This is a genomic window from Variovorax sp. GW821-FHT10B04, from assembly GCF_059415645.1.
This window is the reverse complement of the sequence record NZ_JBWKNQ010000005.1, coordinates 279,357-304,577: the sequence shown is the minus strand read 5'-3', so window position 1 is coordinate 304,577 and position 25,221 is coordinate 279,357. Positions and strand designations below refer to the sequence as shown.

Here is a 25,221-nt window from a genome sequence, read left to right as displayed (position 1 = left end):
GTGCTTCCGGCGGCCTATCGTCGAGCGCGGAGGCCGACGACAATTCCGGCCATGACACGAACCGATGACTCCCTGACCCTGATCCGCCCCGACGATTGGCATCTGCACGTGCGCGACGGCGCGGCGCTGGAGGCGGTGGTACCGCATTCCGCCCGCCAGGTCGGCCGCGCGCTGATCATGCCGAACCTGCGTCCGCCGGTCACCACCGCCGAACAGGCACTGGCCTACCGCGACCGCATCCTGGCCGCGATGCCCGCCGAGCGCAGCTTCGAGCCCGTGATGTCGCTCTACCTGACCGACAAGCTGCCGCCCGACGAGATCGCCCGTGCCGCCGATGCCGGCGTGCGTGCGCTCAAGCTCTATCCGGCCGGTGCGACCACCAACAGCGACGCCGGTGTGACCGACCTGCGCAACACCTACAAGACGCTCGAGGCGATGCAGAAGCACGGCCTGCTGCTGCTGGTGCACGGCGAAGTGACGGACCCGAGCGTCGACCTGTTCGACCGCGAGGCCGTCTTCATCGACCGCGTGATGATCCCGCTGCGGCGCGACCTGCCCGAACTCAAGATCGTGTTCGAGCACCTGACCACCCAGGAAGGCGCGCAGTACGTCCGCGACGCCGACCGCTTCACCGCGGCGACCATCACGGCGCACCACCTGCTCTACAACCGCAACGCGATCTTCACCGGCGGCATCCGGCCGCACTACTACTGCCTGCCGGTGCTCAAGCGCGAAACGCACCGCGTGGCGCTGGTCGAAGCCGCGACCAGCGGCAGCGACCGCTTCTTCGCCGGCACCGACAGCGCGCCGCACGCCGCGCACCTGAAGGAGCACGCGCTCGGCTGCGCCGGCTGCTACACCGCGATGACCGCGGTCGAGCTCTATGCCGAAGCCTTCGACAACGCCGGCGCGCTCGACAAGCTCGAAGGCTTCGTCAGCCTGCACGGCGCCGACTTCTACGGCCTGCCGCGCAACACCGACACCGTCACGCTGAAGCGCGAGACCTGGACCGTGCCCGAAACCGTGCCCTACGGCGAGGCGACGCTCAAGCCGCTGCGCGGTGGCGAGACGCTGAACTGGAAGCTCGCATGAACCCGGCCGGCACGGCCGTCGCGGCGCGCCGCGTGATGCTGCTGATCGACGCCGACAACGTCTCGGCCGACGTGATGGAGCAGGCCGTGCAGCGCACGCTGGCCGAATACGGCGCCGTGCACGTGCGCCGCGCCTACGGCAATGCCGAGACGGCGTTGAAGCACCAGGCGCTGTTCAAGCGCCTGTCGGTGCGGCCGATGGTCAATCTCTCGGCTGGCAAGAACAGCACGGACATCGCGCTCGCGGTCGACGCGATGGACCTCGCCATCGCCGAGCGGCCCGACGTCGCGGTGCTGGTGTCCTCCGACTCGGACTTCGCGCCGCTCGTGATCCGGCTGCGCGAGAAGGGCTGCCGCGTGTGCGGCATCGGCCAGCAGGGCAAGACCGGCGAGGAGACGATGACGGTGTACGACACGTTCGTCGACCTGGCGCACCAGGGCGCTGGGTCGCGTGAGGTGGCGAGCGATGCGCCGCCGGCTCGCAAGGCGGCGGCACGGACCCGGTCCGCCACGCCGGCGCGCGCCAAAGCCGCCGCCGCGCCGGCCCAGGCCGCCACGCCTGCGCCGACCGTTGCGCCCGCCGTTGCCGCGTCGTCTGTGCCGTCCGCGTCGCCCGCACCGGCGCGCAAGACCGCCCGCAAGACATCCGCGGCCCGCGCCAAGCCGGTGCCGCAGACCTCGGAGGCGGCGGAGTTCATCCTCCAGGCCGTGCCCGCGCTGCGCACCGGCGCCGACGTGCCGCTGAACGACGTGGCACAGGCGCTGCGTGCCGCCGGGCTGCTGGGCAAGCACGGCAGCTCGCTCAAGCTCTTCGACAAGCTCACCGCCGAGTTCGCGGTGCTGCAGCATCCGGACCGCATCCGCTGGACGGACGCGCCGCAGCCTTGACGGCGTCGAGCCTGGCGGCCATCGACTGGTCGCGGCCCTGGCTGGTGCGCCATGCCGACATCGGCGCGCCGGCCGCGCAACGCGCAAGACATGCGATGGCCGACACGGCGCATGGCGCCACCGCCGCGGCGTTGCAGGCATCCGCTGTCGGCGCGGCGGCGGATGCCATCCGCTTCGTGCCGCAAGACCGGCTGCCGGACAGCGAGCCTTACGAGTCGTACATCTTCCGGACCCGCGAGGTGCCGACCCGCGACAACCTGCACGACTTCTTCAACGGCCTGGTCTGGCTGCACTGCCCGATGGCGAAGCGCCAGCTCAACCGGCTGCAGGCCAGCGAGATCGCACGCGCCGGCGTCGGCGCCACGCGGGGCCCGCTGCGCGACGCGCTCACGCTGTTCGACGAGAACGGCGCGCTGCTCGATGCGCCGCCTGCACTGTGGGACGCATTGATCGCGCGCGACTGGCCGCGGCTGTTCGTGACGGAGCGCGCGCTGTGGGCACAGGCGCGCCTCTGGATCTTCGGGCATGCGCTGCTGGAGAAGCTGGTGCAGCCGCGCAAGGCGGCGACGGCGCACGTGCTGCGCCTCCCGTTGCCGGTCGGCCGCGAAGCTGAGGAAGGCGAGCGCAGCGGCATGGCGCACACCGATGCGCTGCTGGCCGAAGCGCTCGCACCGGCATGGCTGGGCGGCAAGCCCTTCGTGCCGTTGCCGGTGCTCGGCATCCCGGGCTGGTGCCCCGAAAACGAGAACTTTTCCTTCTATGATGACTCGGACGTCTTTCGTCCACGCGGCAACGCCAGAACAACACAAAACAGCAAGATGCGGCGCCACGATCCAGCTTGAAGCGGGCTTTCCGGCCCCCAACTGGGCGTCAGTTTCCCTACGGAGAAATCAATCTTGAAACGCATCCTTCTGTTTGTCCTGACCAATGTCATGGTCGTGGCGGTACTCGGCATCGTCGCCAGTCTGCTCGGCGTCAACCGCTTCCTCACCGCGAACGGGCTCAACCTCACGGCACTGCTCGGCTTCGCGCTGATCATGGGCTTCGGCGGCGCCTTCATCTCGCTGCTGATCAGCAAGCCGATGGCCAAGTGGACCGCCGGCCTGCACATGATCGACAACCCGCAAACGCCCGACGAGGCGTGGATCGTCGGCACCGTGCGCAAGTTCGCCGACAAGGCCGGCATCGGCATGCCCGAAGTCGCGATCTTCGAAGGCGAGCCCAACGCCTTCGCCACCGGCGCGTTCAAGAATTCGTCGCTGGTCGCCGTGTCGACCGGCCTGCTGCAGAACATGACGCGTGACGAGGTCGAGGCCGTGATCGGCCACGAGGTCGCGCACATCGCCAATGGCGACATGGTCACGATGGCGCTGATCCAGGGCGTGATGAACACCTTCGTGGTGTTCCTGTCGCGCGTGATCGGCTATGCGGTCGACAGCTTCCTGCGCCGCGGCGACGACCGCAGCTCGGGCCCCGGCATCGGCTACTACGTGAGCACGATCGTGCTCGACATCGTGCTGGGCTTCGCCGCCGCGATCGTCGTGGCCTGGTTCTCGCGCCAGCGCGAGTTCCGCGCCGACGCCGGCGCCGCACAGCTCATGGGCCGCAAGCAGCCGATGATGAGCGCGCTGGCCCGCCTGGGCGGCCTGCCGGCCGGCGAGCTGCCGAAGGCGGTCGAGGCGATGGGCATCACCGGCAAGATGGGCAAGCTGTTCGCGACCCATCCGCCGATCGAGGAGCGCATCGCCGCGCTGGAAAACGCACGCGGCTGATCATTCTTCCGCCCACGAAAAAGCCGGCCTCGTGCCGGCTTTTTCCATGGTGATGGCGCTCGGGCGCCAGCGTCGTCAGGCGGTCGCCGTGCCGTCGGGCTTGGCGGCGTCGAGCGTCGGTTCGGTGGTCTCCGTCGACGACGTTTCCGTCGATGCATCGACCGGCTCGGCATCGGCCGCAGGCGCTTCTGCCGCCGCTTCCGCTGCAGCCTGTGCAGCGGCTTCGGCCGCTGCCGCCGCCTCTGCCGCAGCCAGCGCATGCTGGCGATCGATGCGGGCGCGGGCCAGCGTGCTGCCGACTTCCTTCGGCTCCATGCCGTACATGTCGGCGAATTCGGCTTCGGTCTTGCCGCTCGCCTCGAAGGCCCGCATCAAGGCCTCGCGCTTGGCGGCCTGGCGGCCGAGTTCGGCCAGTGCGTCGTCGAGCGCAGCGGTGGCTTCCGCGTCGCGCGAACGCACGCGCGCTGCATAGGCCTCGCGCCCGATGCCGGACGCCTCGATCGCCGCGATGATCCGCTTGTGCAGCTGCGGGCGCAGATCGTCCTTGGTGCGCACCTGGCGGCGGCGGAACACTTCCATGATCGCGTGGTGCACATGCTCGGGTGCCACCGGCTCGACCGGCTTGCCGTCGAGGTCGTGGCGCTGCAGGCCGGCGGCGACGCTTTCGAGGTAGCGCGTCGAACGCGCGTGCTGGCCCATGGCGATCTTGAGTTCCTCGCGCGGCAGCACGTCCGGATGGCGCGCGGCCAGGTCTTCGAAGACACCGAGCTTCAGCGGCAGGAAGCGCGCGCCGAACAGGTTCGGGTACAGCTCGAACAGGCGCTCGAGCAGCGGATTGACCTTGCGTTGCGGCGCGGCCTGCTGCGGCTTCTGCCCTGGCTGCGCCTGCACCTGTGCTTGGGCCGGCCGGTTCTGCTGCGACTGCGCCTGTGCGCCGCCGCCGCCACCCTTGCCGCGCCGGTTGCGCGGACGGCGGTCCTGGCGCGCAGCCGCTGGCGCCTCGCTGGCGTCGATCGCGGCTGCAGTGGTGTCGGTGGTTTCGGTCATCGGATGCTCTGGAGAATCACCGGCCGGACATCGATTCAGGTCCGCTCGGCAGGGTGGAAAGGGGAAGTCGCGCGGCACGAAGCCGCGCGGTATGGGGCTATTTTCCGGGATCAGCGGGGCCGGAACATGCGAAAGCGGCTTTCGGCGGTGATCTCGAAGTAGTCGGCCGGGCCGCCGCCGCGCAGGATCGGTTGCGCCGCGGCGGTGTCGTAGATGCCGTCCTTCAGCAGATGACGCGCGATGTGCACGCCGACGACCTCGCCCAGCACCAGCCAGGTCTGGACGGCACTGCCGTCGGCGCCTTGCAACTGCACGATCTGGGTGAGCTTGCACTCGAAGGACACCGGGCTCTCGGCCACGCGCGGCACCGCGATGACGCGCGACGCCACCGGCGTGAGCCCGGCCAGCGCGAACTCGTCGACCTCGGGCGGCACCGCCGCGCAGGTCTGGTTCATCTGCTCGGCGAGCGGGCGCGTGGCCAGGTTCCAGCCGAACTCGCCGGTCGCGCGGATGTTGTGCAGGCTGTCCTTGGCGCCGATGCTCGCGAAGCCGACGATCGGCGGCGTGTAGTTGAAGCCGTTGAAGAAGCTGTAGGGCGCCAGGTTGAGGCGGCCCTCGGCGTCCTGCGACGAGACCCAGCCGATCGGGCGCGGCCCGACCATCGCGTTGAACGGATCGTGCGGCAGGCCGTGGCCCAGCGCCGGTTGGTAGAAGTGAAAGTCGTCGGCCATGTTGTTTTCCCCTGTGCGGTCGCCCGTCGTGTTCAGTGTGCGATGGCGCGTGCCACCGCTTCGGCGACCTTGATGCCGTCGACGCCCGCCGACAGGATGCCGCCGGCGTAGCTCGCGCCTTCGCCGGCCGGATACAGGCCGCGCACGTTGAGGCTCTGGAAGTCTTCGCCGCGCGTGATCCTGATCGGCGACGAGGTGCGTGTCTCGACGCCGGTCAGCACCGCGTCGTGCGTGTCGAAGCCCTTGATCTTGCGGCCAAAGGCCGGAAAGGCCTCGCGCATCGCCTCGATCGCATAGGCCGGCAGCGCCTGGTGCAGGTCGGTCGGCGTGACGCCCGGCTTGTACGACGGCACGATGCTGCCGAGCGCGGTCGACGGCGTGCCGGCGATGAAGTCGCCGACCAGCTGGCCCGGCGCGCGGTAGTCGCTGCCGCCGAGCACGAAAGCCTTCGATTCGAGCTCGCGCTGCAGCACCATGCCGGCCAGCGGCGAGCCGGGCTCGCCACCCGATTCGCTGTTCTCCCAGCCCGGATAGTCCTTCGGCTCGATGCCGACGACGATGCCTGCATTGGCGTTGCGCTCGTTGCGCGAATACTGGCTCATGCCGTTCGTGACGACGCGCCCCGGCTCGCTCGTGGCCGCGACCACGGTACCGCCCGGGCACATGCAGAAGCTGTAGACCGAGCGGCCCTTTCCTGCCCCGTTCACGGCGTGGTGCACCAGCTTGTAGTCGGCCGCGCCCAGCAGTGGATGGCCGGCGTGGCGGCCCCAGCGCGCACGGTCGATCAGGCCCTGCGGATGCTCCACCCGGAAGCCGATCGAGAAGGGCTTGGCCTCGATGTGCACGCCGCGCGCATGCAGCATCTCGAAGGTGTCGCGCGAGCTGTGGCCCAGCGCCATCACGACGTGGTCGCAGCGCATCTCGCTCGACGTGCCGGTCTGCTGGTCGAGCACCGTGAGGCGACGCAGATGGCCCTGCTCGATGTGCACGTCGGTCACGCGCTGCTCGAAGCGGATCTCGCCGCCCAGCGCCACGATCTGCTCGCGGATGTTCTCCACCACCTTCACCAGCTTGAAGGTGCCGATGTGCGGGTGCGCGACGTAGAGGATCTCGGGCGGTGCGCCGGCCTTGACGAACTCTTCCATCACCTTGCGGCCGAGGAAGCGCGGGTCCTTGATCTGGCTGTAGAGCTTGCCGTCGGAAAAGGTGCCGGCGCCGCCTTCGCCGAACTGCACGTTCGACTCGGGGTTGAGCGTGCTCTTGCGCCACAGGCCCCAGGTGTCGCGGGTGCGCTGGCGCACCGTCTTGCCGCGCTCCAGCACGATCGGCTTGAAGCCCATCTGCGCGAGCATCAGCGCCGCGAAGATGCCGCACGGGCCGAAGCCGATCACCACCGGACGCAGCGGCAGGTCGGCCGGTGCCTGCGCCACGGGGCGGTAGGTCATGTCGGGCGTCGTCGTGACGCGCGGATTGCCCGCCAGCTTGGCGAGCAGCTTCGGCGCCTGCGACGGATCGGCCAGCGTCACGTCGACGATGTAGACCTGGAGCAGGTCGGCCTTGCGCGCGTCGAAGCTGCGCTTGTGGACATGGATGTGGGCAATGGCGTCGGCATCGACACCGAGCAGGCCCTGCACGGCGCGGGGCAGCGCATCGGCGGGCGGATCGAGCGGGAGCTTGATTTCGGAAAGGCGGAGCATGGCATGCGGCCCGGGGTCGTCGGGCAGGTGGCTTTCGCGGGGCCGCCATTGTAGGGAAGCCGCGAATGCGCCGCATGACGCGCGTCCGGGTAGGACAAAAGCCGACGGGGAAACTACGGAAGCGCGCCCGCGACGGGAGGTCTATCTTGGAAGCGTTGACCGATAACTGCAGGAGACACTCATGCTGATCGTCACCAAGGTACTGGCCGCCAGCGGCGTGATGGCATTGGCCGTCGCGGCGCCGACACCGGCCGACAGCACGCGCGATGGGCAGGCCGTTGCCGCCAGCCCACCAGCCGTCGTGAGCGTGCTCGACGCCCATCCGGGCGCGCCGAGTTGCATCAATGGATGCAATCTCTGGCAACTGATGGTGTCGCGCAGCCCTTGAAGGCCGCACGCACCACGCACCGCACGACGCCGGTTCAGGCCGGCAGGAAGCCTTCGACCGACAGGTAGCGCTCGCCCGTGTCGTAGTTGAAGCCCAGCACCACCGCATCGGCCGGCAGGTCGGGCAGCTTCTGCGCGATCGCCGCGAGCGTGGCGCCCGACGAGATACCGACCAGCATGCCTTCTTCACGGGCCGAGCGGCGCGCCATCTCGCGCGCCGGTTCGGCATCGACCTGGATCACGCCGTCGAGCAGTGCGGTGTCGAGGTTCTTCGGAATGAAGCCCGCGCCGATGCCCTGGATCGGGTGCGGCGCCGGGCTGCCGCCCGAGATCACCGGCGAGGCGGTCGGCTCGACCGCGAACACCCGCAGCTTCGGCCACTTCGCCTTCAGCACCTTCGCGACGCCGGTGATGTGGCCGCCCGTGCCGACGCCGGTGATCAGCGCATCGAGGCCATCGGGGAAGTCGGCTGCGATCTCTTCGGCCGTGGTGCGCACGTGGACCGCCACGTTGGCCGGGTTGTCGAACTGCTGCGGCATCCAGGCGCCGGGCGTGGCCGCGACCAGTTCCTCGGCGCGGGCGATCGCGCCCTTCATGCCTTTCTCGCGCGGCGTCAGGTCGAAGCTCGCGCCATAGGCGAGCATCAGCCGGCGGCGTTCGATCGACATGCTGTCGGGCATCACCAGCACCAGCTTGTAGCCCTTGACCGCTGCGACCATCGCCAGCCCGACGCCGGTGTTGCCGGAGGTCGGCTCGACGATCGTGCCACCGGGCTTCAGCACGCCGGAGCGTTCGGCGTCTTCCACCATCGCGAGCGCGATGCGGTCCTTGATCGAGCCGCCGGGGTTGCTGCGCTCCGACTTGATCCAGACCTGCTGCGCGGGCCTGGCCGTGCCCGCGAAGAGCTTCTGGATGCGCACGTGCGGGGTGCGGCCGATGGTCTCGAGGATGTTCTGGGCTTTCATGGATCCGGTCTCCTGGTGTCGACAAAACGGTGGACGGCCATTGTCGCGAGATAATCCGTGTCGTGAAGCACGCCAGACCGCCGCTGGTGCAAGCCCGAAAGGGGTGATGTCGCAAGACATCGCGTCGAAAGACCGCACTGGAGGAACGTCCGGACTGCACAGGACAGCGCAGGAGTTAACGACTCTCCACCGTGAGGTGAGGATCAGAGCAACAGAGACGAGCCGATTCAGTTCGGGTGAAACGGGCAATCTCTGCGCGCAGCAACACCAAATAGGCCAGCGCACGGAGCGAGCGGTACGCCGCGACCTCCTGATCCCGTGGTTCCGCGGATGGCTGGCGGGTAGGTGGCATCGAGCCGTCCGGGCGACCGGCGGCCCAGAGTAATGGCGGTCACGCCGGCGTTTTCGCAAGAAAGCGCCGGTGCACAGAATCCGGCTTATCGGCGAGCTTCACACTTTTTTCAGAACTTCTCGTTCGGCAGCAGGTAGCGCCACTCGCCCGGCGCCAGGCCGGCGAGGGGCATGCGGCCGACGCGGATGCGCTTCATGCCGACGATGCGCAGGTCGACCTCGTCGCACATCTGCGCGATCTGGCCGGGCCACACGCCCTTGATCGCGAAGCGCAGGCCGGTCACGCCGTCGTTCTGGCGGCCGATGCTGACCTTGGCCGGCAGCATCGCGCGGCCATCGATCACCGGCGACTGGTTCAAGCGGTGCAGCGCCTGCGGGCCGACCTCGCCGGTCACGTCGACCATCACCTCGTACTCCATCAGCGCCGCGTCCTCGATCAGCTTGCGCGCGATGCGCGGATCCTGCGTGAACGCGATCAGGCCGCTGGCGCCGGTCTCGAGCGGCGTCAGGCAACGCTGGTCGACGAAGTGGCGCTGCAGCGTCGGGCGCCGGGACGTGTCGGCTTCGCTGCGTCGCGCAGGCACCAGCAGCTTCTGGACCGGCGCGTCGAAGGCGATCTTCGGCGGCTTGTTCAGCAGGATCGTCACGGCCTGTACCGGCTCGGGCCGCGCCGATGGATCGACGTCCACCTGCTGCGCCGGCCTGACACGCACCTGCGGCACCTCGACCACCGCACCGTCGACCCGCACGGCGCCGTTCTCGATCAGCAGCTCGGCTTCGCGCCGCGAACAGTTGACCTGCGCCGCCACGCGCTTGGCCAGCCGGATGCCTTCGTCGTCGCCCGCGTCGTGGCGGCCGCGCTCGCCGCGATCGGCGTTCAAACGGCGTCTCCGGCGGCGGCCAGTTCGCGCAGCCGTTCGACATGCGCGGTCAGCGAGCGCGCCGCCACGGGCCACATGCGCTCGGGCACGTCGGCGTAGGCGATCGGCAGCCAGTCGTCCAGCGTGCCGTCAGGCCGCTCGCGCATGGCGGCGGCGACCCGCGCCTCGCGCTTCAGCCGGTGCTGCTTCAGGTAGGCGATGCCGGCGCGCGCCGTGCCCAGCACGTAGCCGTGCGCGGGCAGGATGAAGTCGGCGCCGGCTTCGTCGCAGGCCGCGTCGAGCCGGTCGAGCGAATCGAGGTACGCGCTCATGTTGCCATCCGGCGGATCGACCACCGTGGTGCTGCCGTTCAGGATGTGGTCGCCGGAGAACAGCAGGCCGTCTTCCTCCAGCATCAGGCACAGGTGGTTGGCCGCGTGGCCGGGCGTGTGGATCACGCGCAGCGTGTGCGTGGCGGCATCGGACGCGCCGCGCAACACCAGCCGCTCACCGTCGGCGAGCTCGCGGTCGGGGGTGAAGCGCGCGGTCGGGCGCGAGGTCGGCTTCGACGCCAGGCCGAGGATCGGCGGCCGGCCGGCGCACAGCGCCTGCAGCGGCGCGGCGCCCGGCGAATGGTCGGCGTGCGAGTGGGTGCAGACGATCAGCCGGACGTCGCCGCCGGTGGCTTGCCACAGCCGCTCGATGTGGGCCGGGTCGTTCGGACCGGGGTCGACCACCAGGTAGCCGGTGGCCGCGTCGCCGACGATGTAGCTGTTGGTGCCGGGGCCGGTCATCACGCTCGGGTTGGGCGCGGTCAGGCGGCGCACGTTGTTCAGCAGCGCGACCGGCGTGCTGCTCTGCCAGTCGAGTGCATGCAGCATCTGGCCGTCCGGACAGACCAGCGCGAGTTCGCCGAAGGCCGTCTCGTGTTCCATGTAGCGCGCCTCCTCGCCGCCCAGCAGCCCGGCGCGCGGGCAACTGGTGAACAGCGGCACCTCGTGCGCGCAGGCCTGCAGCACGGCGTCGACCGTGGCATAGGCCGCCAGCCGTTCCAGCGTGCGCACGGTCGGGAAGATCAGGAAGAAGCTGCCGGCCTTGTGGCGCTCCAGCGCGATGGCGGGGCGCACCCAGACCGGCTCGAACTGCTCGGTCTCGTCGGCCACCGGCTGCTGGCCGTCCGGCATGCGGGCGACGAGGAAGGGCACGTCGAAGCGCCGCGGCAGGTCGCGGTCGGTCATCCAGTGCGCGAAGGTGAAGACCTGGTCGGCCGCGATCCGCAGGCACTGCGCGGCGCACTGAGCGGCGAAAGGCAGCGTGCCGTCCGCGGTGCTGCGGTCCATGGCGGCGAGGGTGTCGGGCGACACCGGCGCGCCGTCGGCGTCGCGTGCGAGCAGCACGCCGAGCTCCTCGAAGCTCTCGCGGATCGCGGCGATCGCCTGGGTGAGCTGGGCGTCGCCCTGCGTCGGACGCCGGGCGGCCAGCGCATGCGCCGCGGCGTCGCCGGCATCGATACCGCCGCCGGGGAACACATAGGCGCCGGGCGCGAAGCTGGCCTTGTCGGAGCGCCGCGTCATCAGCACCTCCAGGCCTTCGGGGCCGTCGCGCAGCAGCAGGATGGTGGCGGCAGGCCGCAGCGGCGCGGGTTCGCGCTGGGGATGGATGAGTTGTGTGGGGCGGACCATCGGACGATTATCGGCAGGCCGCGCGGTCGGCGCCGGCGGCGTCAGCCGCGCCCCACATGCCGGCGCGCTGCAGGCCGGTGCGCCGTGCTGGCGGGCGCATGGGAAGATGCACGCGTCTCCACGCGCCCCAGGGCCCTGCATGCTCATCAATTGTGTTGTTTACGAAGACGGCACCAAGCTCGCCGACATCCCGGTGGCCCGGATCGGCGAATACATCTCGCTGCCGCGCTGCTTCGTCTGGGTGGCGCTGCACGATCCCTCCCAGGCCGAGATGGACGAACTGCAGCAGGCCTTCGACCTGCATCCGCTGGCGGTCGAGGATGCGCAGAACGGCCATCAGCGGCCCAAGGTCGAGGAGTACGGCGATTCGCTTTTCGTCGTGCTGCACCTGCCCGACGCCGACGCCAAGGACCATCGCACCGCCATGCAGGTCGGCGAGCTCGACGTGTTCGTGGGGCGCAATTACGTGGTGTCGGTGCGCAACCGCAGCACGCACGGCTTCGTCGAGGTGCGCGAGCGCTGCCAGCGCGAGCCCGAGCTGCTGAAGAACGGCCCCGGCTTCGTGCTGTATGCGCTGATGGACGCGGTGGTCGACCGCTACTTCCCCGCGATCGATGCCTTCGACGTCGAACTCGAAGCCATCGAAGAGAGCATCTTCACCCAGGGCGGCGCACGCGAGAACATCCAGCGCCTGTACGGGCTCAAGCAGCGTCTGACCGTGCTCAAGCACGCGGTCGCGCCGCTGCTGGAAGGCGCCAACAAGCTGCACGGTGGCCGGGTGCCGCAGATCTGCATCGGCACGCAGGAGTACTTTCGCGATGTGCTCGACCACCTGAGCCGCATCAACGGGACGATCGATGCGATGCGCGACACCATCGGCACCGCCATCCAGGCCAACCTGTCGATGGTGACGATCGCCGATGGCGAGGTCACGAAGCGGCTGGCGGCCTGGGCCGCGATCTTTGCCGTGTGCACCGCCTTCGTCGGCATCTGGGGCATGAACTTCGAGCACATGCCGGAGCTGAAGTGGCGCTACGGCTATGCCATGGCGCTGGCGCTGATCGGCGGTTTCTGCGGCTACCTGTATTACCGCTTCCGGCGCGCCGGCTGGGTCTAGCCGGCCGCTGCGGCCGCCAGGCTCTTCGCCTTCAGCGTGCCCGCCACCGCCTCGATCTCCGCGAGCAGCGCATCGCCGGTGCAGTTCGAGAAGAAGGGGCTGATCGGTCCGGTGTCGGCAATGCCGGCCAGGCGCACCGCCTCGTGCAGTACCGGGATCGGTCCGTGCGCACCACGCATCTTTTCGAGCGGCAGGAAGTGCTCGCGCAACTGGGCGGCGGTGGCCAGGTCGCCGGCCTGGACGGCGCGCAGCAGCGCCATCGACAGGTGCGGCCCGACCAGGCCGGAGCCGGTCGTGAAGCCCTTCAGCCCGTGGCGCGCGTTGCCCACCACCGTGCGCTCGCCCAGGCCGTCGATGATGCGCGACGCGTCGCCGGTCGCGGCCAGCAGCTCCGCGAGGAAGGGCTCGGGTTCGCTCGCGCCGACGATGCCGTATTCGACGCAGCACAGCACGCCGTCGGCCAGCAGCGCGGCCAGGTCGCGTGCGCGCACGTAGTCGGCGCTCTTGAAGAACACCATCAGCGGCTTGCCATAGAAGTCGGACAGCTTGCGCAGTCCGGTGGCGACGCCTTCGGGCGTCACCTGCAGCAGCGGCAGCAGCATGGCGGTCGGGAAGTCGCGCTCGCGCAGCACGGCGATCTGGTCGCGCGCCTTGCCGTAGTCGGGGCCGATCGACGGGATCACCCAGTCGTCGGCACGCGCCGGCGCCTCGATGGCGTCGAGCAGCGCGGCGTAGTCGTTGATCGGCGCATTGAAGAAGTTGGCGCAGCCGCCGTAGAGAAAGCTGCTCACGCCGGCCGACTGCAGCCAGGCCGCGATGGCGCGGTTCTGAACGGGCGACGGCTGCCCGTCGGCGTCGTTGGCCAGCGGCGGCAGAGCGAGGACGGAGGCGATGAGGTCGGCGGGCGTGACGGGTGTGGTTTTCATGGTGCGCAGTCGTGCGGCACCGCGGCGATGCGCGGCGCCTTGGGGTTGAAGGAGGGCAGGGCGGGAGGAAGCGGACGCGTTGCTAGCCGGGCGCGGCGTCGTCCGGGTCGTGGTCGACCCAGAAGATCAGCCGGCGCCGCAGCCACTGGATCAGCAGGTGCAGCCCGACGCCGATGGCCGACAGCACGATCAGGATCGCGAAGACGCCGGCCATGTCCATGCTGAAGTTCTTCTGCAGGATCAGGAAGCCGAGGCCGGCCTTGGCGCCGACGAACTCGCCGACGATGGCGCCGATCACGGCCATCATCATCCCGACGTCCACGCCGACCGCGATGTAGGGCAGCGCCTGCGGCAGCCGCACGCCCCAGAAGGTCTGCCAGCGCGTGGCGGTGAAGGCGGTCATCAGCTCGATCTGGTCGGCCGGCGTGGCGCGCAGCCCGGCGATCGTGTTGGCGAGCACCGGAAAGAAGGCGACCGTGGCGGTGATGACGATCTTCGAGCCCGCGTCGAAGCCGAACCAGATCACGAACAGCGGCGCGATCGCGACCTTGGGCACGCTCTGGAAAGCGACCAGGTACGGGTAGAGCGTCTTCTCCAGCAGCCGCGACTGGCCGATCGCCACGCCCAGCAGCAGCCCTGCGAGGCCGCCGAGCGCGAAGCCCGCGAGGATCTCGTAGAGCGTGATGCCGAGGTGCGACGCGAAGGAGCGCGAGCCGATGGTGTCGACCATCGCGCGCGCCACCTCCGATGGCGGCGGCAGCACGATCGGCGGCACGTCGAGCAGCCGGACGATCAGCTCCCAGCCGCCGACCAGCACGATGAAGAGCAGCACGCCCAGGACGACCTCGGGCCGGCGCAGCGCCTTCATGCCGCGCTCCCTGGCGCCATTCCCGGTGCGGTCGCCGGTGCGATCTTCCCGGCCGACTGGAAGTGCCGGCGGATCGCCTTCACGTAGCGGCCGAACTCGGGCGAATTGATCATGTCGAGGTCGCGCGGGCGCGGCAGGTCGATGTCGATGATCTCGGCGATGCGGCCCGGCCGCGGCGACATCACGATCACCCGGTCGGCCAGCAGCACGGCCTCGGCGATGCTGTGGGTGATCAGCATCACCGTCTTGCGGCTCGCGTCCCAGACGCGCAGCAGTTCCATGTTCATGGTGTCGCGCGTCATCGCGTCGAGCGCGCCGAAGGGCTCGTCCATCAGCAGCAGCGCCGGGTCGTGCACCAGCGCGCGGCCGATGCCGACGCGTTGCTGCATGCCGCCGGAGAGTTCGTTCGGGTACTTGTCGGCGAAGTCCGCCAGCCCGGCGGTCGCCAGGTAGGCGCGGGCGCGTGCGGTGTGCGTGGCCAGGTCGCGCTTCTGGAGCTGCGCCGGCAGCAGGATGTTCTTCAGCACGGTGCGCCAGGGCAGCAGGATCGGCGCCTGGAACACGACGCCGACCTCGCGCGAAGGCCCGTCGATCGGCCGGCCGGCCAGCGTGACGTCGCCCGACGAGCGCCGCAGGATGCCCGCAAGGATCTTCAGCAGCGTGGTCTTGCCGCAGCCGCTCGGGCCCACCACCGTGACGAACTCGCCTTGCGCGATCTCGAAGTTCACGTCGCTGAGCGCCGTGACGGTGCCTTCGCTGCGCGTCGCGTACTGCTTGTTCAGGCCCGAGACGCGGATGAGCGGGGCCGCTGCCGACACGGCGTCAGAAGCCAACGCATGCCTCCGCCTGCGCCTTGACCGCCGCGTGGTCGAAGCTGTTGATCTTGTCGTAGAAGCCGGGGATGCCGACGATGAAACTCTCGTTCGGCAGCCGGCTCTTGATCAGGTCCGCGCGCAGCAGGAAGTCCTGCAGCGTGCCGTACTCGGCCGGCGTGTAGGCGCCCCACTGCTTGCCGCCGCTGAGCGCGAAGGCTTCCTTCATGCCGGTCTGCTGCGCCTGCAGGTTGGCCATGTCCCACTTGACCTGGGTGGCTTCGTCGCCCGCGCCGGAGGGCTTGGTGTCGGGCCATGTCTTCCATTGCACGCGGCGCGTGCAGTCGGGGCTCGCCATCGAGAACTCGACGCCCTTGACCGCGCCGCGCGCCACCGCCTGCACCATGGCCGGGTCGGCGTCGATGGTCTTCTGGGTGGTCGCGAGCGTGAAGTCGGGCTGCTTGCGCCAGTCGGCGCCGTTGAAGTAGCGGAACTTGCCGCCGGCGTTCTCGAAGCCGGTGATGGCCGCCTGGAAGAACATCAGGCCCTGCACCTTGTTCGAGCGGATGGCTTCATAGGCCGGCGCGCCGAAGCCCACCGCGACGATCGACACGTCCACGTCCGGCTCCAGGCCGTTGGCACGCAGGTATTCCTTGAGCATCGGCATGCCGCCGGTGGAGAGCGCCGGCACGCCGATCGTCTTGCCCTTGAAATCCTTGAAGTCCTTGATCGGGCCGCCCTCGAGCGCGACGACCGACCAGTCGTTCACGGTGGACAGCATCACCGAACGCAGCGACAGCTTGTTGTTGACGTTCGACTGCACGATCACGCTCGAGTTGACCTGCACGAAGTCGACGTTGCCGGCGGCCAACTGCTGGATGGCTTCGAGCGAGCCGCCGATCGGCAGCACCTCGACGTCGTAGCCTTCGGCCTTCCAGTAGCCGAGTGCGGCCGGCATCGTGAGCCATGGGTAGGCGATGTTGACGACGCGCGTGCCGATCGCGATGCGGACCTTCTTGAGCGGCGCGGCGGCGGTCTGCGCCAGGCTGGCCTGGCCGGCCAGCGTGCAGGCGAGCAGGGCGGCGACGCAGAACAGGTGGCGGGCCGGACGGGAGGCGGGGCGAGCGGTGAGGGCGGTGCGGGACATCATCGGGGTGAACTCCTGGAAGGGCATCGGGGATGCGAAGGGTGCAGAAAGGTGTGTGGACGGTGCGAGGAACTGGACTGGCGATGGGCGGACGGCCGCCCGCTGTCGGCTGGCTTCAAGCGGCCTGCTTCTTGTATTTCTGGACCTCGCCGAAGCGCTTGACCAGGTAGTCGCCGGACTTGATCGGCGCATGGCGCGGCGGGTTGTCCACCGACTGGCAGCCCGGCAGGCAGGCCACGGGCGTGTCGTAGTCGAGGTTGAAGAAGGTCGGGATCGAGTAGCGCTCGCGGCCGGTGCGGTTGACCACGCGGTGCTGGTTGGAGACGAACAGGTCGTTCGTCCAGACCCGGAACATGTCGCCGAGGTTCACCACGAAGGTGTCCTCGATGTAGGGCGCGGCGACCCATTCGCCGTCGCGCCGCTGCAGCTCGAGGCCGCCGATCGGGTCCTGCGCCAGGATCGTGACCATGCCGTAGTCGGTGTGCGGCGCAACGCCGAGCGCGTCGCCGGTGGCCGGCGTTTGCGGCGGGTAATGGAACAGCCGCGACTGCACCATCGGCTTGCTGCACCACTGCAGGAAGAAGCCTTCGGGCTGGCCCAGCGCGAGCGCGAACAGCCGCATCAGGTGCTTGCCGAGCGCCATCGTGTGGTCGAAGTAGGCTTCGGCCGGCGCCCGCAGCCAGGGCGCGCCCTCGGGCCAGCGGTTCGGCCCGTGCAGCGGCCGGCCGGCCACCACATCCGGATCGGTCAGCGGCAGGTCGAGCGCGAATTCGTAGCTTTCCTTCAGGTCGGGCGCATAGCCGGCATGCTGGTTGATGCCGTAGGGCATGAAGCCGCGCAGGAAGCGCGCATCGATCCGGTCCTGCAGCCGCAGGTCGTGCGGCAACTCGAAGTAGCGGCGCGAGGCGGCAAAGACGTCCTGCACCACGGCACGCGGCACGCCGTGGCCGGCCACGTAGAAGAAGCCGGTGCCGGTGCACGCGGCCTGCAGTTCCTGCACCAGCGCGTCGGGGCTGCCGCCGGCCAGCCAGTCGCCCAGGTGGAGCACGGGCACCTCCTCGGCGGAAGCGCTGCGTGGGGCGTCGATCGTGGGGCTCATGCTGTCCTTTGCGGAATCGGGTGGGAGGAGGCGCGCCGTGCACTCAGCCGGTCTGCGCCTGCCGCAGGTCGTTGTGGAGGTGCTCGGTGAAGGTGTGGACCGCCACCGACAGGTTGCGGCCGCGCCGCACGCAGAGCGCAAAGCGCTGCGGCTTCACGCGCGGGTCGCGGATCGGTATGTAGCGGTAGTTCGGCGAGTTGTCGTTCGGGTAGCGCATGTGCTCGTTGACCATGGCCATCGACATCCCCGCCACCGACACCGAGCGCAGCAGCTCGTAGGAGTTGCTCGTCAGCACCGGCTGCGGCCGCAGCTTGGCCTTGGCGAACATCTCGTCGAACACCGCCTTCACGCTGATGGTCTCGTCGGGCAGCGCGATGTTGTGGCCCACGCAGTCCGACAGCCGCACCCACTCGCGGTCCGCCAGCGGATGGTCGGCCGCCACCACGATGCAGGTGCGCAGCAGGCGTTCGAAGATGTTCTGCAGATCGGCCAGGGCCGGTGCGTTGAAGCCGAGGATCACGTCGAGTTCGTCCCGCAGCAGCATCTGTGCCAGCGTGGGCGTGCCCGACACCTCGACATGGAAGGTGATGCGCGGGTAGAGCTTGCTGAAGCGCGCAAGGAACTGCGGGATGAAGTGCCGCGTGAAGGTCTCCGGAATGCCGAAGCGGATCTCGCCCTTGCGCAGGCCCTTGAGCGACTCGATGTCCGAGCGCACGCGCTGTTGGTCGTTCTCGATGTTGCGCGCGTACTGGACCAGGATTTCGCCGGCGGCCGTCAGCTTGAGCCGCGTCCGGCCCCGGCCGCGCTCGAACAGCGGCGCGCCGATGTCTTCCTCCAGCAACGCCACCTGGCGGCTCAGCGCCGAGGGCGCGACGAACAGCTTCTCTGCTGCCGAGCGGAACGATCCGCTGCGATGGACTTCCGCGAAATAGCGCAGGGCGATGGACGAGATCATGGGTCGGGCACCGTTCGATACAACCAATGGAAAAGCCCGCCGACGTCACGTCATACCTCGCTGGTCCGTCGTCCGCTCCAGGGATGGAACGGCTGCGACGAAACAAAAGTTATCACGCGACAACGCGCGGCGTAAGCATCGATTTTGGAGTTTTATGTTCTTGAAAAGTGCACATCGGGCGCATTGGCCCGCCCTCTGCGGCCTGCAGGCGCTGCGCTGGCCGACGCGGCGGATAATCCGGCCATGCGAATCCGCTTCACCAAGATGCAGGGCGCCGGCAACGACTTCGTCGTGCTGGACGAAACCCGCGCGCCGCTGGCCCTGAGCACGGCGCAATACCGCTTCCTGGCCGACCGCCATTTCGGCGTCGGCGCCGACCAGATCCTCACCGTGCGGCCGTCGCCGGCCGAGGGCGTCGACTTCCAGTACGTGATCCACAACGCCGATGGCGGCGAGGTCGAGCAGTGCGGTAACGGCGCGCGCTGCTTCATGCGCTTCGTGCACGAGCGCGGACTCACCGACAAGCAGGCCGTGCGCGTGCAGACGCTGTCGGGCGTGATCGAGCCGCGCATGGATGCCGACGGCCGCGTCACGGTCGACATGGGCGCGCCGGTGTTCGAGCCCGCACGGATCCCGTTCGACGCCGCCGGCCTCGACCCGCAACCCGACGGCGCGTGGGAAACCTGGCACCTGGCGCTCGGCACGCAAGCCGGCAGCGCGATCGTGCCGCTGGCGCTGGTGTCGATGGGCAATCCGCACGCGGTGCAGTTGGTCGACGACGTCGACACCGCACCGGTCGCCACGCAGGGCCCGCTGATCGAGCACCATCCGCGTTTTCCGCAGCGCGTGAACGCGGGCTTTCTCCAGGTGGTCGACCGCACGCACGTGCGGCTGCGCGTCTACGAGCGCGGCGCGGGCGAGACGCTGGCCTGCGGCACGGGCGCCTGCGCGGCCGTGGTGTCGGGCATCCGGCTCGGCCTGCTCGACCACCGCGTCGACGTGCAGACGCACGGCGGCGTGCTCACCATCGAATGGGCCGGCCTCGGCCAGCCCGTGCGCATGACCGGCCCAGCCATCACCGTGTTCGAAGGCGACATCGAGGTACCCGACCTGCCATGACTCCCATCCACGCTTCCGACATGAACCCGATCACCGAAGACGACATCGCCAACTACCTGGCGAACACGCCCGACTTCTTCACGCGCCATGCGCAACTGCTGTCGCAGGTGCAGCTCAGCAGCCCGCACGGCAGCCGTGCCGTCAGCCTGCAGGAGCGCCAGGCCGAGATGCTGCGCGAGAAGATCAAGGCGCTCGAGCATCGAGTGATCGACATGGTGCGCAACGGCACCGACAACGTGGTCACGGCCGACCGCCTGCAGCGCTGGACCACCGGTCTCCTGACCGTGCGCGAACCGCGCGGCCTGCCTTACCGGATCGCGGACGAGCTGCAATCGATCTTCATGGTGCCGCAGGCCGCCATCAAGGTCTGGGACTGCGACACCGTGTTCCGCGACGAGCCTTACGCCCAGTGGGTGAGCGACGACGTGAAGGCCTTCGCCACCTCGCTGGCCACGCCGTTCTGCGGGCTGAACGCCGGCGTCGAGGCGTCGGGCTGGCTCGAGGACGCGCGCGCCGCGGTGTCGATCGCGCTGATTCCGCTGCGTCCCGCCGCCGGCGCGCCGGCCTTCGGTTTGTTGGTGCTGGCCTCGCCGGACGGGCAGCGCTTTCATGCCGACATGGGCACCGATTTCCTGGAACGCATCGGCGAGCTGGCCTCGGCCGCGCTCGCGCGGCTGCGTTCTTGAGCCGGCGGCTGCGCCGCCTGGCGTCGATCGGCGCGCTGGCCGTGCTGCTGGTCTATGGCGCGCTCTGGCTGACCCTCTGGCGCGACGCGCAGGCGCGCCTGGCGCAGGCGCCGCAGCCGGCCGACGTCGCACTGATCCTCGGCAACCGCGCCTATCGGCACGGCGAGCCGAACCCATGCCTCACCGGGCGCGTCGATGCCGGCGTCGCGCTGGTGCGGGCCGGTTTGGCCCGCGAGCTGTTGATGTCCGGCGGTTTCGACAAGGAAGACGGCCGCAACGAGTCCGACGTGATGGAAGCCCACGCACGTTCGATCGGCTATGCCGGGCCGCTGCTGCGCGAGTCGGCGTCGCAATCGACCCGCGAGAACCTCGTGCTGTCGCAGCCGCTGCTGCTGGCGGCCGGCGTGCGGCGCGTGATCGTGGTGTCGGAGCCGTATCACCTGTGGCGCACCGAGCGGCTGGCGCGCGCCACCGGCTTCGTGCGCGCATTCGACAGCGTGCAGTACGCCGCCGCGCCGACGCGCTGCTGGGAACAATGGGGCATGGGCTTTCGCGGCGCATTGCGCGAGCCGCTGGCGATCATCAACAATGCCCTGCATGGCTTCTGACGCACCTCTGCAGCCCGCCGACTGGATCGACCGCTACCTCGCGCACGTCCGCGTCGAGCGCCGGCTGGCCGCGCGCACGTCGGACCTGTATGCGATCCACCTGCAGATGCTGGCCGACAAGGCGGCCGAGGCCGGGCTGCGGCTGGACCGCGTTCTGCCAGCCCACATCCGGCGCTGGATGGCGCAGATGCATGGCGCGGGCCGCGAGCCGCGCGGCATCGCGCTGGTGCTGTCCTGCTGGCGCAGTTTCTATCGATGGATGGGCCACGAAGGTTTCGTCGGCGCCAATCCGGTGCAGGACGTGCGCGCACCCAAGGCCGATCGGCCGCTGCCGAAGGCGCTGGCCGTGGACGATGCGGTGCGGCTGGCCGACCTGCACGACGAAGCCGCCGACCCGTGGACCGAGACGCGCGACCGCGCGATCGTCGAACTGCTCTACGGCTGCGGCCTGCGCGTGAGCGAACTGGCCGGCCTCGACCTGCGCGCCAGCAAGGACGCACTCGGCTGGGTCGACCTGGATTCGGCCGATGTCCACGTGTTCGGCAAGGGCAGCAAGCGCCGCAGCGCACCGCTCGGCAGCAAGGCCGCAGCGGCGCTGCGCGAATGGCTGGCGCGGCGCGGCGATTGCGCTGCCTTGCCGGCCGCCGAACTGCGCGACCCGGCGGGCGCCGCTGCGCTCTTCATCGGCCGCAACGGCACGCGCTTTTCGGCCCAGTCGATCTGGAAGGTCGTCAAGGACCGCAGCCTGAAGGCCGGCCTCGCCGCGGCGGTGCATCCGCACATGCTGCGCCACTCCTTCGCCAGCCACGTGCTGCAGTCCAGCAGCGACCTGCGCGGTGTGCAGGAACTGCTCGGGCACGCGAACATCGCGACCACGCAGGTCTACACGCGACTGGATTTCCAACATCTCGCCAAGGCGTACGACGCGGCTCACCCGCGCGCGCAGGCGCGCCCCGAACCGGCCGATGCGCCGGTCAAGAAAGACACATGAAGACATTGAGACTGCGGCCCGGCAAGGAGCGTTCGCTCCAGCGGCGCCACCCATGGGTGTTCGATTCGGCCATCGAGAAGGGCAACGGCGACCCTGGCGAGACCGTGCGCATCGAAACGCATGACGGCCGCTTCCTGGCCTGGGCGTCGTGCAGCCCGGCATCGAAGATCCGCGCGCGGATCTGGAGCTTCGACGAAACCCAGCGCATCGACGCCGCCTTCCTGGCGGGCCGGGTGCAGCGCGCGGTGGCCGCGCGCGGGCTGTTCGAGCTGCAAAGCGACGGCGTGCGGCTGGTCCACGGCGAGGCCGACGGACTGCCGGGCCTGATCGTCGACCGCTACGGCGACACGCTGGTCGCGCAGTTCCTGTCGGCCGGCGCCGAGCGCTGGAAGAGCGTGCTGGTCGATGCGCTGCTGGCGGCCACGGGCCTGTCGCGGTTCTACGAGCGTTCCGACGCCAGCGGCCGCGAGCGCGAAGGCCTGAAGCCGGTCACCGGCTGGCTGCGCGGCGACGGCGCGACCGAGCAGGTGATCCGCGAGCACGACTGGCGCCTGTCGCTCGACATCGCGACCGGCCACAAGACCGGCTTCTATCTCGACCAGCGCGACAGCCGCCAGCGCTTCGCCGAGATGGCGCGGCACCGGCGCTTTCGCCGCGTGCTGAACTGCTTCTGCTACACGGGCGGCTTCACCGTGGCGGCGCTCGCCGGCCTGAAGGCGGCCGATGCCGTCGAGGGCGCGGAGCTGACTTCGATCGACTCGTCGCTGCCGGCGCTCGAACGTGCCCGCGCCAACCTGGCGTTGAACGGCTTCGAAGGTGCCAACGCGCAGTTCATCGATGCCGACGTGAACGCGTCGCTGCGGCGCTTTCTGGACGAGGGTCGGACCTTCGACGCGATCGTGCTCGATCCGCCCAAGTTCGCGCCGACCGTGGCGCATGCCGAGCGCGCCGCGCGCGCCTACAAGGACATCAACCGGCTGGGCCTGAAGCTGCTGGCGCCGGGCGGCGTGCTGCTGACCTTCTCGTGCTCGGGCGGCATCGGCGCCGACCTGTTCCACAAGATCGTCGCCTCCGCCGGCATCGATGCCGGCGTCGACGGCTTCATCAGCGAACGCCTGGGCGCCGCGCCCGACCATCCCATGACCATCGAGTTTCCTGAGGGCGAATACCTCAAGGGGCTGGTGGTGGTGCGCAAGCCCTGAAGAAATACCGCCCGGCCGTGCAGCGCATTTCACCTGCGCCAGCATGGCTGCGGCCCTGTCGCTAGACTTCCCGCCTTTCCCGTTCTCGGAGTACCGCCATGGCCCTCATTCCCGCCACCATCCTCACCGGCTTTCTCGGCTCCGGCAAGACCACGCTGCTCAAGCGCATCCTGACCGAGGCGCATGGCCAGAAGATCGCCGTGATCGAGAACGAATTCGGCGAGGAGAACATCGACAGCGACATCCTCGTGACCGAGTCGAAGGAGCAGATCGTCCAGATGAGCAACGGCTGCGTCTGCTGCACCATCCGCGAAGACCTGCGCGAGGCGCTCCAGCTGCTGGCCGCCAAGAAGCGCAAGGGCCTGCTCGATTTCGACCGCGTGGTGATCGAGACCACCGGACTGGCCGATCCCGGCCCGGTCGCGCAGACCTTCTTCATGGACGACGAGATCGCCGAGAGCTACCTGCTCGACTCGATCCTCACGCTGGTCGATGCCAAGCACGCGCCCCAGCAGCTCAACGATCGTCAGGAAGCGCGCCGCCAGGTCGGCTTTGCCGACCAGATCTTCATCAGCAAGAGCGACCTGGTGTCGGCCGAAGAGACCGATGCGCTGATCCATCGGCTCAAGCACATGAACCCGCGCGCGCCGCAGCAGAAGGCGCATTTCGGCGAGGTGCCGCTCAAGGACATCTTCGACCTGCGCGGCTTCAACCTGAACGCCAAGCTGGACATCGACCCGGACTTCCTGAAGGAAGACGACCAGCACGACCACGACCATGACCACGCGCATGGCGAGCACTGCGACCATCCGTCGCACGCCCACGAGGGCCATGGCCACCACCATCACCATGACGACGACGTCAAGAGCTTCGTCTATCGGGCCGACCGGGCGTTCGACCCTGCGCGGCTCGAGGACTTTCTGGGCGCCATCGTCAACATCTACGGCCCGCGGATGCTGCGCTACAAGGGCGTGCTCAGCATGAAGGGCACCGACCGGAAGGTGATCTTCCAGGGCGTGCACCAGCTGATGGGCAGCGACCTCGGGCCGGAATGGGGCAAGGACGAGCAGCGCCAGAGCCGCATGGTGTTCATCGGCCTCGAACTGCCGCGAGAAATCCTGGAACAGGGGCTGGATCAGTGCCTCGTGTGAGGCTCGGGCGGGTTTGACGGGCCCGGCGCTGCGAGTTCTCTATACAATCGCGCGCCTGTTACGCAGCCGTGGCCCTTTCCTCAGGGACGGAGCACGGTTTTTGCGTGGGAAGAGACACCCCCCGAAAGCGCTTTCCAGTTCTTCGAAGGAGCCCGTCACCGTGAAGAAGCCAGCCGCCAAGGCCCAGCCCGCCGCGTCACCGGTCGTCAGCAAGACACCGGCCGTCCGGTCGGCCGCGTCGGCGGCGATCCCGGTTTCCGTCTCTCCGCCCGCTCCGGGCAAGGCCGCTGCCGCGGCTTCGCCCCTGTCCCAACCGGTCGGCCGCAAGGCCACATTACCTGCCCCACCGCTCCCCATGAAAAAAACGGCTGCCGCCTCTTCTCCCGCCCCGGCGTCACCTTCCGCATCGATCGCCGCTCCCGCTGCGCGTGGCGGACGTGTGTCGCGCCTGTCGCAGCTGACCGTGCCGTCGATGGCGCAGTCGGTCGCATCGACCGCCGCCAAGTCGAGCTTCACCCAGATCACCTCCACGGCGCTCGTTCCACCGCCGCACGTGGCGGTCAAGAAGGACCCGAAGCTCGCGAACAACTGGAAGGAAAAGGCCGTCGAGGAGCTCAGCGATGCCGAAGTCATCGCGATGCCGGATTCCGAATACATGAACGACAAGCAGATGGCGTTTTTCCGCCTGAAGCTGGTGGCGCTCAAGAAGGGCATCCTCGACAGCGCCGGCGAGACCACCGAGCACCTGCGTGAAGACACGGTGGTGGTGCCCGATCCGGCAGACCGCGCCACCATCGAGGAAGAGCACGCACTCGAACTGCGCACACGCGACCGCGAGCGCAAGCTGCTCAAGAAGATCGAGCAGTCGATCCAGCGCATCGACGCCGGCGACTACGGCTACTGCGACGAAACCGGTGAACCCATCGGCGTCGGCCGACTGCTGGCGCGCCCCACCGCCACGCTGTCCCTCGAAGCGCAACAGCGCCGCGAACTCAAGCAGAAGATGTTCGGTGACTGATCTGCCGGCCATCCGGTCGGTTCGCCGATCGGGCTGACAGGCCACTTGCGC

25 protein-coding genes and 1 other RNA gene are annotated in these 25,221 nt (G+C 69.2%); 14 read left to right on the top strand and 12 right to left on the bottom strand.

The genetic code is table 11. The features are described 5' to 3' along the window. Positions 1-51 precede the first annotated feature (51 nt). Genes pyrC through htpX form a run of 4 tightly spaced genes read left to right on the top strand, consistent with a single transcriptional unit; the run spans position 52 to position 3,751 of the window. Positions 52-1,092 (top strand): dihydroorotase, encoded by a 1,041-nt coding sequence (pyrC, locus tag AC07PZ_RS15400; protein ID WP_495295972.1) that lies wholly within the window; start codon positions 52-54, stop codon positions 1,090-1,092. After that, positions 1,089-1,979, top strand: coding sequence for an NYN domain-containing protein (locus AC07PZ_RS15395; protein WP_495295971.1), 891 nt, complete (start codon positions 1,089-1,091; stop codon positions 1,977-1,979). Before pyrC ends, AC07PZ_RS15395 begins: the two co-directional genes overlap by 4 nt. After that, the gene (locus AC07PZ_RS15390; protein WP_495295970.1) at positions 1,976-2,821 is read left to right on the top strand and encodes a DUF3025 domain-containing protein; all 846 of its coding nucleotides are present in this window, start codon (positions 1,976-1,978) and stop codon (positions 2,819-2,821) included. The genes AC07PZ_RS15395 and AC07PZ_RS15390 overlap by 4 nt, the downstream gene beginning before the upstream one ends. Before the next feature lie 54 nt (positions 2,822-2,875). Further along, positions 2,876-3,751 carry a protease HtpX gene (gene htpX, locus AC07PZ_RS15385; protein ID WP_495295969.1) on the top strand — a complete coding sequence of 292 codons (876 nt, stop codon included), beginning with the start codon at positions 2,876-2,878 and terminating at the stop codon, positions 3,749-3,751. Positions 3,752-3,826: 75 nt separating this feature from the next. Here the strand turns inward: htpX and AC07PZ_RS15380 are convergent, their stop codons facing one another. From AC07PZ_RS15380 to AC07PZ_RS15370, 3 genes are all read right to left on the bottom strand, one after another. Beyond that, a complete protein-coding gene (locus AC07PZ_RS15380; protein WP_495295968.1) occupies positions 3,827-4,798 on the bottom strand; it encodes a ProQ/FINO family protein in 972 nt (323 codons plus the stop codon). A gap of 110 nt (positions 4,799-4,908) precedes the next feature. Further along, positions 4,909-5,529 (bottom strand): flavin reductase family protein, encoded by a 621-nt coding sequence (locus AC07PZ_RS15375; protein ID WP_495295967.1) that lies wholly within the window; start codon positions 5,527-5,529, stop codon positions 4,909-4,911. Positions 5,530-5,561: 32 nt separating this feature from the next. Further along, a complete protein-coding gene (locus tag AC07PZ_RS15370) occupies positions 5,562-7,226 on the bottom strand; it encodes an NAD(P)/FAD-dependent oxidoreductase (RefSeq protein WP_495295966.1) in 1,665 nt (554 codons plus the stop codon). Positions 7,227-7,407: 181 nt separating this feature from the next. Here AC07PZ_RS15370 and AC07PZ_RS15365 point away from each other — a divergent pair, with 181 nt between their 5' ends. Then, the gene (locus AC07PZ_RS15365; RefSeq protein WP_495295965.1) at positions 7,408-7,614 is read left to right on the top strand and encodes a hypothetical protein; all 207 of its coding nucleotides are present in this window, start codon (positions 7,408-7,410) and stop codon (positions 7,612-7,614) included. Between the two features lie 34 nt (positions 7,615-7,648). On the opposite strand, the gene cysK is transcribed toward AC07PZ_RS15365, so the two are convergent. Beyond that, positions 7,649-8,578 (bottom strand): cysteine synthase A, encoded by a 930-nt coding sequence (gene cysK, locus AC07PZ_RS15360; protein WP_495295964.1) that lies wholly within the window; start codon positions 8,576-8,578, stop codon positions 7,649-7,651. Positions 8,579-8,642: 64 nt separating this feature from the next. Here cysK and rnpB point away from each other — a divergent pair. Next, positions 8,643-9,034: RNase P RNA component class A (gene rnpB, locus AC07PZ_RS15355), an RNA gene on the top strand. Positions 9,035-9,039: 5 nt separating this feature from the next. On the opposite strand, the gene AC07PZ_RS15350 is transcribed toward rnpB, so the two are convergent. Both AC07PZ_RS15350 and AC07PZ_RS15345 read right to left on the bottom strand, forming a co-directional pair. Continuing rightward, positions 9,040-9,810, bottom strand: coding sequence for an RNA pseudouridine synthase (locus AC07PZ_RS15350; RefSeq protein ID WP_495295963.1), 771 nt, complete (start codon positions 9,808-9,810; stop codon positions 9,040-9,042). Further along, a complete protein-coding gene (locus AC07PZ_RS15345) occupies positions 9,807-11,471 on the bottom strand; it encodes an MBL fold metallo-hydrolase (protein WP_495295962.1) in 1,665 nt (554 codons plus the stop codon). Before AC07PZ_RS15345 ends, AC07PZ_RS15350 begins: the two co-directional genes overlap by 4 nt. A 139-nt stretch (positions 11,472-11,610) precedes the next feature. Between AC07PZ_RS15345 and AC07PZ_RS15340 the strand changes: the two genes are divergently transcribed. After that, positions 11,611-12,588 carry a magnesium and cobalt transport protein CorA gene (locus tag AC07PZ_RS15340; RefSeq protein ID WP_495295961.1) on the top strand — a complete coding sequence of 326 codons (978 nt, stop codon included), beginning with the start codon at positions 11,611-11,613 and terminating at the stop codon, positions 12,586-12,588. On the opposite strand, the gene AC07PZ_RS15335 is transcribed toward AC07PZ_RS15340, so the two are convergent. The 6 genes from AC07PZ_RS15335 to AC07PZ_RS15310 form a co-directional block, all read right to left on the bottom strand. Next, positions 12,585-13,514 (bottom strand): dihydrodipicolinate synthase family protein, encoded by a 930-nt coding sequence (locus tag AC07PZ_RS15335; RefSeq protein ID WP_495295960.1) that lies wholly within the window; start codon positions 13,512-13,514, stop codon positions 12,585-12,587. The genes AC07PZ_RS15340 and AC07PZ_RS15335 overlap by 4 nt on opposite strands. An 82-nt stretch (positions 13,515-13,596) precedes the next feature. Then, positions 13,597-14,382, bottom strand: coding sequence for an ABC transporter permease (locus AC07PZ_RS15330; RefSeq protein ID WP_495295959.1), 786 nt, complete (start codon positions 14,380-14,382; stop codon positions 13,597-13,599). Next, positions 14,379-15,215, bottom strand: a complete 837-nt coding sequence (locus tag AC07PZ_RS15325; RefSeq protein WP_495295958.1) for an ABC transporter ATP-binding protein — start codon at positions 15,213-15,215, stop codon at positions 14,379-14,381. The genes AC07PZ_RS15330 and AC07PZ_RS15325 overlap by 4 nt, the downstream gene beginning before the upstream one ends. Then, entirely contained in the window at positions 15,205-16,344 is a 1,140-nt protein-coding gene (locus tag AC07PZ_RS15320) for an ABC transporter substrate-binding protein (RefSeq protein WP_495295957.1), read from the bottom strand. The genes AC07PZ_RS15325 and AC07PZ_RS15320 overlap by 11 nt, the downstream gene beginning before the upstream one ends. Before the next feature lie 112 nt (positions 16,345-16,456). Beyond that, on the bottom strand, positions 16,457-17,440 hold the full coding sequence (locus AC07PZ_RS15315) for an isopenicillin N synthase family dioxygenase (protein WP_495295956.1): 984 nt from the start codon (positions 17,438-17,440) through the stop codon (positions 16,457-16,459). Between the two features lie 43 nt (positions 17,441-17,483). After that, complete coding sequence (locus tag AC07PZ_RS15310) at positions 17,484-18,395, bottom strand: LysR family transcriptional regulator (protein ID WP_495295955.1); 912 nt, start codon at positions 18,393-18,395, stop codon at positions 17,484-17,486. A gap of 243 nt (positions 18,396-18,638) precedes the next feature. Between AC07PZ_RS15310 and dapF the strand changes: the two genes are divergently transcribed. The 7 genes from dapF (at position 18,639) to dksA (ending at position 25,170) form a co-directional block, all read left to right on the top strand. Next, positions 18,639-19,514 (top strand): diaminopimelate epimerase, encoded by an 876-nt coding sequence (gene dapF, locus AC07PZ_RS15305; RefSeq protein WP_495295954.1) that lies wholly within the window; start codon positions 18,639-18,641, stop codon positions 19,512-19,514. Continuing rightward, complete coding sequence (locus AC07PZ_RS15300) at positions 19,511-20,200, top strand: DUF484 family protein (protein ID WP_495295953.1); 690 nt, start codon at positions 19,511-19,513, stop codon at positions 20,198-20,200. The genes dapF and AC07PZ_RS15300 overlap by 4 nt, the downstream gene beginning before the upstream one ends. After that, on the top strand, positions 20,197-20,808 hold the full coding sequence (locus tag AC07PZ_RS15295; RefSeq protein WP_495295952.1) for a YdcF family protein: 612 nt from the start codon (positions 20,197-20,199) through the stop codon (positions 20,806-20,808). Before AC07PZ_RS15300 ends, AC07PZ_RS15295 begins: the two co-directional genes overlap by 4 nt. Next, on the top strand, positions 20,798-21,799 hold the full coding sequence (locus tag AC07PZ_RS15290; protein WP_495295951.1) for a tyrosine-type recombinase/integrase: 1,002 nt from the start codon (positions 20,798-20,800) through the stop codon (positions 21,797-21,799). The genes AC07PZ_RS15295 and AC07PZ_RS15290 overlap by 11 nt, the downstream gene beginning before the upstream one ends. After that, entirely contained in the window at positions 21,796-23,001 is a 1,206-nt protein-coding gene (locus AC07PZ_RS15285; RefSeq protein WP_495295950.1) for a class I SAM-dependent rRNA methyltransferase, read from the top strand. Before AC07PZ_RS15290 ends, AC07PZ_RS15285 begins: the two co-directional genes overlap by 4 nt. A 98-nt stretch (positions 23,002-23,099) precedes the next feature. Further along, on the top strand, positions 23,100-24,152 hold the full coding sequence (locus tag AC07PZ_RS15280) for a CobW family GTP-binding protein (RefSeq protein WP_495295949.1): 1,053 nt from the start codon (positions 23,100-23,102) through the stop codon (positions 24,150-24,152). Between the two features lie 160 nt (positions 24,153-24,312). Continuing rightward, a complete protein-coding gene (gene dksA / locus AC07PZ_RS15275) occupies positions 24,313-25,170 on the top strand; it encodes an RNA polymerase-binding protein DksA (RefSeq protein ID WP_495295948.1) in 858 nt (285 codons plus the stop codon). Positions 25,171-25,221: the final 51 nt, after the last annotated feature.

What these genes read in the sequence shown, in the direction of transcription:
- AC07PZ_RS15315 (WP_495295956.1), bottom strand. Translation starts at nt 17,440, where the DNA reads ATGAGCCCCACGATCGACGCCCCACGCAGCGCTTCCGCCGAGGAGGTG.
- AC07PZ_RS15370 (WP_495295966.1), bottom strand. Translation starts at nt 7,226, where the DNA reads ATGCTCCGCCTTTCCGAAATCAAGCTCCCGCTCGATCCGCCCGCCGAT.
- AC07PZ_RS15290 (WP_495295951.1), top strand. Translation starts at nt 20,798, where the DNA reads ATGGCTTCTGACGCACCTCTGCAGCCCGCCGACTGGATCGACCGCTAC.
- cysK (WP_495295964.1), bottom strand. Translation starts at nt 8,578, where the DNA reads ATGAAAGCCCAGAACATCCTCGAGACCATCGGCCGCACCCCGCACGTG.
- AC07PZ_RS15320 (WP_495295957.1), bottom strand. Translation starts at nt 16,344, where the DNA reads ATGATGTCCCGCACCGCCCTCACCGCTCGCCCCGCCTCCCGTCCGGCC.
- AC07PZ_RS15310 (WP_495295955.1), bottom strand. Translation starts at nt 18,395, where the DNA reads ATGATCTCGTCCATCGCCCTGCGCTATTTCGCGGAAGTCCATCGCAGC.
- AC07PZ_RS15340 (WP_495295961.1), top strand. Translation starts at nt 11,611, where the DNA reads ATGCTCATCAATTGTGTTGTTTACGAAGACGGCACCAAGCTCGCCGAC.
- AC07PZ_RS15280 (WP_495295949.1), top strand. Translation starts at nt 23,100, where the DNA reads ATGGCCCTCATTCCCGCCACCATCCTCACCGGCTTTCTCGGCTCCGGC.
- AC07PZ_RS15335 (WP_495295960.1), bottom strand. Translation starts at nt 13,514, where the DNA reads ATGAAAACCACACCCGTCACGCCCGCCGACCTCATCGCCTCCGTCCTC.
- AC07PZ_RS15285 (WP_495295950.1), top strand. Translation starts at nt 21,796, where the DNA reads ATGAAGACATTGAGACTGCGGCCCGGCAAGGAGCGTTCGCTCCAGCGG.
- AC07PZ_RS15345 (WP_495295962.1), bottom strand. Translation starts at nt 11,471, where the DNA reads ATGGTCCGCCCCACACAACTCATCCATCCCCAGCGCGAACCCGCGCCG.
- AC07PZ_RS15395 (WP_495295971.1), top strand. Translation starts at nt 1,089, where the DNA reads ATGAACCCGGCCGGCACGGCCGTCGCGGCGCGCCGCGTGATGCTGCTG.
- AC07PZ_RS15380 (WP_495295968.1), bottom strand. Translation starts at nt 4,798, where the DNA reads ATGACCGAAACCACCGACACCACTGCAGCCGCGATCGACGCCAGCGAG.
- dapF (WP_495295954.1), top strand. Translation starts at nt 18,639, where the DNA reads ATGCGAATCCGCTTCACCAAGATGCAGGGCGCCGGCAACGACTTCGTC.
- AC07PZ_RS15365 (WP_495295965.1), top strand. Translation starts at nt 7,408, where the DNA reads ATGCTGATCGTCACCAAGGTACTGGCCGCCAGCGGCGTGATGGCATTG.
- pyrC (WP_495295972.1), top strand. Translation starts at nt 52, where the DNA reads ATGACACGAACCGATGACTCCCTGACCCTGATCCGCCCCGACGATTGG.
- AC07PZ_RS15375 (WP_495295967.1), bottom strand. Translation starts at nt 5,529, where the DNA reads ATGGCCGACGACTTTCACTTCTACCAACCGGCGCTGGGCCACGGCCTG.
- AC07PZ_RS15330 (WP_495295959.1), bottom strand. Translation starts at nt 14,382, where the DNA reads ATGAAGGCGCTGCGCCGGCCCGAGGTCGTCCTGGGCGTGCTGCTCTTC.
- AC07PZ_RS15300 (WP_495295953.1), top strand. Translation starts at nt 19,511, where the DNA reads ATGACTCCCATCCACGCTTCCGACATGAACCCGATCACCGAAGACGAC.